The organism is Nostoc sp. (genome assembly GCF_035638895.1).
Lineage (GTDB): Bacteria > Cyanobacteriota > Cyanobacteriia > Cyanobacteriales > Nostocaceae > Nostoc.
Genome location: NZ_DASQZC010000088.1, coordinates 1 through 6,353 on the forward strand (window position 1 = coordinate 1; position 6,353 = coordinate 6,353).

At 42.9% G+C, this 6,353-nt stretch carries 4 protein-coding genes and 1 pseudogene; 4 read left to right on the plus strand and 1 reads right to left on the minus strand.

Annotation, left to right across the window (positions count from 1 at the left end):
• The first annotated feature begins 288 nt into the window (after window positions 1-288).
• On the plus strand, window positions 289-2,160 hold the full coding sequence (locus VE944_RS03835; RefSeq protein WP_414690095.1) for a DUF1565 domain-containing protein: 1,872 nt from the start codon (window positions 289-291) through the stop codon (window positions 2,158-2,160).
• Between the two features lie 67 nt (window positions 2,161-2,227).
• On the opposite strand, the gene VE944_RS03840 is transcribed toward VE944_RS03835, so the two are convergent.
• Complete coding sequence (locus VE944_RS03840; RefSeq protein WP_324972531.1) at window positions 2,228-3,457, minus strand: TetR family transcriptional regulator; 1,230 nt, start codon at window positions 3,455-3,457, stop codon at window positions 2,228-2,230.
• A gap of 172 nt (window positions 3,458-3,629) precedes the next feature.
• Here VE944_RS03840 and VE944_RS03845 point away from each other — a divergent pair, with 172 nt between their 5' ends.
• The 3 genes and pseudogenes from VE944_RS03845 to dusB all read left to right on the plus strand — a co-directional run.
• A complete protein-coding gene (locus VE944_RS03845) occupies window positions 3,630-4,487 on the plus strand; it encodes an acyl-CoA desaturase (protein WP_324972534.1) in 858 nt (285 codons plus the stop codon).
• Window positions 4,488-4,609: 122 nt separating this feature from the next.
• A pseudogene (locus VE944_RS03850) lies at window positions 4,610-5,466 on the plus strand (Rpn family recombination-promoting nuclease/putative transposase).
• Between the two features lie 64 nt (window positions 5,467-5,530).
• Window positions 5,531-6,353: tRNA dihydrouridine synthase DusB (gene dusB, locus VE944_RS03855; protein WP_324972538.1), on the plus strand; the 823-nt coding region annotated here is incomplete at its 3' end.

Here is a 6,353-nt window from a genome sequence, read left to right on the forward strand (position 1 = left end):
AATTTTAACTTTTAAATAGAACGCTTTCTCGTCCAAAATATTATATGAGCCGATTATTAAAACTCAAAGTATATATCGCCTTACTGATGGTCAACAAATTTCAGAGTGAGGGTATTTTGGCGATCGCGTAGCGTGTCCTAAAGGACAAGGTATTGTTGAACAGACACAATATCATTTATTACCCTGTCTTAAAAATCGCCACATGGTGAATATGTGAGTAATATTATCGACATAATACTTTTAGGGAGTATCAGAATTTATGGTTACTTCCGATGAGTTGTGTTAAATATGATTCACCATTGTGTGTTTACTAAGTACCATAGGGTAGATATTATGCTTGCAAAGCTTAAGTTTCTGGAATCAGCAAGGCTTTTATTTTTTAGTTTATCAGTATTATCTTTTACCGTAAGCATGGGAGCGGCAACTATGGCGTTCCTGGGTAGTGCGATTGCTCAGATACCATCGACACCTTCAGCGCCTCTAGTTGAGAAAACAAATTCTCAGAACATGCTGTTTGTCAACCCAAATGGTGGAGATGACACAGGCAATGGCAGCGAATCCGCTCCTTTGAAAACGATTACCCAAGGGTTGCGATTAGCTAAGGCCAATACTGTAATTATGCTCTCCACAGGCACTTATAGCGCCGAGACAGGAGAAGAATTTCCTTTAATATTGAAGCCGGGTATCTCAATTCAAGGCAACCCTAACAATCAAGGGAAAGATATTGTAATTCAGGGAGGTGGTGATTACCTAAGCCGGAGCTTTGCTGGTCAAAATGTCGCAATTGTTGGAGCAAACCAAACCTTGCTTACTGGGGTGACTGTGACGAACCCAAACCGCCGTGGTTACGGTTTATGGGTTGAATCAAGTAATCCGGTAATCGCAGAAAATACATTTACTGGCAGTACGCAAGATGGTATTTCTGTCTGTGGTAATTCTGCACCTACTATTAGTAAGAATTCTTTTGCTCGCAATGGAGCCAATGGCATCACAATTGCTGGGGACTCCAGTCCCCAAGTGAAGGAAAATATCTTTCACGAAACGGGTTTTGGCATCAATATTGCCCAAAATGCCACTCCTGTAGTCATAGGGAATCAAATTCAAAACAATAGATCGGGAATTGTGGTACAAGCAAATGCTCGCCCGATTTTACGGAATAATATTATTCAAGATAATAAAGAAGATGGTTTAGTTGCGATCGCTCAAGCAATGCCAGATTTAGGCAACGCATCCGAACCTGGGGGTAATCAATTTCAAAACAATGCCCGCTACGACATTAACGCCAGCGCTGCTAAACAGGTGATTTCTGCTGCTGGTAACAACCTTGCGAGCGATCGCATCACTGGTAAGGTAGATATCAATGGTACAACAGCACTTGCAACCCAAAATTCTCAACCCGCCCCTGTCTCTAACAATGTATTACGAGAAATTCCAGCAACCGGAGAAATCACCTTCTCGGCTCCCGAAATCTCTGAAAGTACTAATAGGCAAACCAGCAACAGCATTTCAGCAAATAATCGTGTTCCTACAAAATTAAACAGTCAACTGCTCCCATTGTTGCCAGCCAATGTGCGGCTTTCCACGCCTATATCCAATCAACAGCAATCCACCTCTAAAGTTGCCGGATTTCCCACTCCTAGCAGCTTGTCAGGTAGACAAATACCAACTAACACTTCAAGAGTTACAACTCCCAGTTCAGCACAGCCGCCTAATACACCGCAGTTAAATTATGTGCGGATTGAGCCTAATACAATTGAATTTACTGCTCCTGAGTACCCATCCAATTCAGTTGCACAGCCACCAGTTCCAAGTATGAGGGAGCAAACACAGCAGCCATTACCAATACAAGAAACTGCTGCTTCCGGTGCTTCAGAACTTTTACCACTTCCTGATCGCAATATCCGAACAAGTTCTGCAAGTATTTCATATCGCGGTAACTCTGCAAGACAATTTGGTGTACGTTATCGCATAGTAGTTCCACTAGCGACTGATAAAGATCAAGATTTAGTGCGATTTCTTTCTCCTGGTGCGTTTGCCACAGTTTGGCAAGGTCAAAGAGTTATGCAAGCAGGAGTATTTAGCAGTGAATATAACGCTAAAGAAATGCTCAAAACACTCTATACCAACGGTTTAAGAGCCATTATGGAGCCGTTAAATTAATCGGGCATTGGGCAATAATCAATAGTTCTTCTTCCCCTGCTCCCTCATCTCCCTCATCCCCGCTCTCCTATCCCGGTTTGTGATCCAAACGAGTCGCTTGCTCTAGGGCGGCTTTTTCTTTGGCTCTGCGGACATAAGGCTGTAATTGGGCGCGATCGCAACCTGTTAAAATAATCAAGTTTTCCAAGCTGATCCCCCGCATTAACATTTCTACACGCCAGGTTTGTTGTGCTTGTGCTATGGCTGGCGCTTGTCCTTGGGGAGTTAATAATTTCTCACTCCATATTTGCCAACGTGCCTCAAGCTCTGATTCTGTCATGGGTGTGCCTGTTTCATTCAAAAACATGGCTGTTTGAGCATCTTTACGACTTTTCAGCCATTTGATTAAGGGATTATTGGTAAAAGAACCGTAGCGTTTGCCCAAAATCCACTGATTCACAGGTACTTGACGGACAAATCCGGGGATTGTGATTTGTAAAAAGTGCCCTTGAGTATCGTTGATTTGGTGCGATCGCTGCAAGCTAATCATTTCCGTGGCGGATAACCCAGCCCCAAATAACACGTAAGCCAAGGCATAATCTCGTATTCCCAAAATCCTTGCTTGTTGCAGAATTTCGTTAACTAAAGTAGCAGGCAAATCAGCTACTTCTATGGTAATAAAACCTCCCTGTAAAGAGTTTATTGCTGATTCTGCTGAGGATGACATAGCTCCATGTAAAAACAATTCCACCAAATTTTCCAGAAAATCATCCCGATCCTCCCAAAGTTCGTGAAATTCGCTAGTGAACTCAATTACGGCATATCCCAAGATCATCCCATTCAGCAAACTGGCTAATTTTTCTGCCGGTAAGTAGGTGTTTAGGTGTCCTTGCTGGATTACAGTAGCTAAATACTGAGCTACATAACGATTTGCTTCTGTTACTCCCCTGCCTAGTGCGCGGCGATTTTCTGCCGGAAATTGGTCGGCTTCCCCTACCACAGACCGGACGAACTCTGGCACTCGTTCTAATGTATGTAAAGTGTCACTTGCATAATCTTTAAGAGCTTGGTAGACATTGCCGGGAGGCGTTGCCCGCCGCACCAGCGACTCACCTAAGTCCTTAAAAGCTGCGGACTCTTCCAGCACAGCCAAAAGCAGTCCATGCTTATTGCCAAAATTCCGAAATAGAGTCACTTCGTTGACTTCGGCTTTTTCAGCAATTTGGCGGGTTGTAGTAGCGCTGACTCCGTGAGCAGAAAACAACTCAAGTGCAGCTTGAATTAGGCGTTGACGAGTAGAAATGAGTTGAGACGACATAAATAAATGCAAGTGGCACTTGCACGGATATCAGATTTCTGCTAGCATAACAAATGTAAGTGATACTTGCTTTACTCTCCTGTAACGGACTAGTATACAGGGCGGGGAAATCCTTGTGGGATTATGCCTAAGAAAAAGCAAATCGCTTGATCATCCATCAACAGGAATTTTTATGACCGCAAATTTTGGGGCGATCGCCCCTGAGAGAGGCAATTCACCTCAACTCAGGTGGATAAATGTGGTATTTTTTGGTGTATTCCATGCCTTAGCACTTCTGTCTCCTTGGTTTTTCTCCTGGTCAGCATTAGGTTTACTAGTGTTTCTGCACTGGTTATTCGGGAGCATTGGTATTTGCTTAGGATATCACCGACTACTGAGCCATAAGAGTTTCCAAGTTCCTAAGTGGTTAGAGTATGCGATCGCCCTCATTGGAGCGCTGGCTTTGCAAGGTGGGCCAATTTTTTGGGTAGGTGGACACCGCCAGCATCACGCCCACACGGAAGATATTGACCTAGATCCCTATTCTGCCCAAAAAGGATTTTGGTGGAGCCATATACTATGGATTTTCTACCCGCGTCCAGAATTTTTTGACTATGACACCTATAAAAAATATGCTCCTGACTTAGCAAGACAACCCTTTTATTGCTGGCTGGATCGTTATTTCTTGCTGTTGCAAATACCTTTCGCATTGCTCCTATATGCATTAGGGGGATGGTCTTTTGTGTTCTATGGAGTGTTTCTTAGATGCGTCTTGCTTTGGCACTCAACCTGGTTTGTGAACTCAGCATCACATCTGTGGGGTTATCGCACCTTTGATGCTGATGATGGCGCTCGTAATCTTTGGTGGGTATCTATCGTCACTTATGGAGAAGGATGGCACAACAACCATCATACTTATCCCCACATGGCAAAATCTGGGTTGTCTTGGTGGGAGATTGATGTTACTTGGTGGAGCATCTCAGTTTTGCAGACTTTAGGTTTAGCCAAAAAAGTTGTTTCGCGTCCTCCTCAAGGTGCAACTCACGGTTAAATTGCAACTAAATTATCATGAATTTGTTAAGCCGATTGCTTCCCGCAGTCGGCTTACTGATTTTTATCTGTAGTATTTCACGATAAAGTTACAACGCGGCAAATCTCTGCAATACATCAAGCGTGAAAACTGACACCATTTTTTATCGCCTTTTTCAAGAACTTCCTGGCATCTTTTTTGAATTAATTGGTAATGCACCCCAAACAGCAGAGGGTTATAAATTCTCCTCAATTGAAATCAAGCAAACTGCATTCCGTATAGATGGTGTTTTTCTGCCAACGCAAGGAGAAGAAAATCCGATTTACTTTGTTGAAATGCAATTTTAAGCTGATAGGTAAATTTATTCACGGCTAATTACAGAAATATGTTTATACTTACGTCAAAATAAACCTAAAAATTCTTGGCGAGGAATAGTTATCTATCCCAATCGCAGTTTAGATACAGCAGATATCAAGAATTACAGTGAATTTTTCACTAGCGATCGCATCAGTCGCATTTATCTTAATGAATTAGGTGAAACTGCATCAATCATTGCCAGTTGGAATTGCTACGATAAAATTAGTAGTCGATGAAGAGGAGACAGCAATTACAGCTGCTAGGCAGTTAATAGACAGAACCCAAAAAGAAATTAACATTGAACCACAACGGCGGCAGTTACCCTTCGGGTGCGCCAGTTGTTCATGGGGGAAACCCCCAAGACCACACTGGCTTACTAGAATTAATAGAGACAATCTTGGTTTACAAGTTTCCGACAATAAGTCCAGAGGAGATTGAAGGTATGTTTGGGTTAAGTGATTTGAAACAAACACGAGTTTATCAAGAAGGCAAGCAAGAAGGAGCGTATCAAGAAAAGTTTAGAATGATACCTTTATTATTAAGATTGGGATTGAGTTTTGAAGAAACAGGGAAAGAGTTAGGTCTGAGTCTAGAAGAGATTCAGCAAGAAATGCAAAAACAGCCTCCAAGTCAGGATACGTAACCTACAATTACCACTGATCACATATTCCTGCTATTTCCTATTCGCACAATTTTTAATTTTTTCTATGATTTCGCTCTCTCCCATTCTTCAAGCTAGACTCTCCCAACCTTTAAAGATTGGCTCCTTTGAGGTAAAAAGTCGAGTTCTCCAGTCGCCTCTATCTGGAGTAACAGATATGGTGTTTCGCCGTCTCGTGCGTCGCTATGCGCCAGATTCGATGATGTATACCGAAATGGTGAATGCTACAGGGTTGCATTATGTCAAGCAGTTACCCAAAATTATGGAGGTAGATCCAAATGAGCGCCCAATTAGTGTTCAACTATTTGATTGTCGTCCAGATTTCCTGGCAGAAGCAGCAATAAAAGCAGTTGCCGAAGGTGCTGATACTGTAGATATTAATATGGGTTGTCCGGTAAATAAAATCACTAAAAATGGTGGTGGTTCTTCGTTGTTGCGGCAACCAGAAGTAGCAGAGGCAATTGTGCGGGAAGTGGTAAAAGCTGTTGATGTCCCTGTGACAGTAAAAACCCGTATTGGCTGGAATGATAACGAAATTACTATTCTCGACTTTGCCAAGCGGATGGAAGATGCCGGGGCGAAAATGATCACAGTACACGGACGCACCCGTGCCCAAGGATACAATGGCAATGCCCGTTGGGAATGGATTGCGCGTGTGAAAGAAGTGCTTTCTATCCCCGTGATTGGGAATGGAGATATTTTTTCCGTTGAAGCGGCGGTGAAATGTTTAGAACAAACTGGCGCTGATGGTGTGATGTGTTCGCGTGGAACTTTAGGTTATCCATTTTTGGTGGGAGAAATTGATCACTTTCTGAAAACTGGAGAGATGTTACCGTCACCAACCCCAATTCAGCGCTTGGAATGTGCAA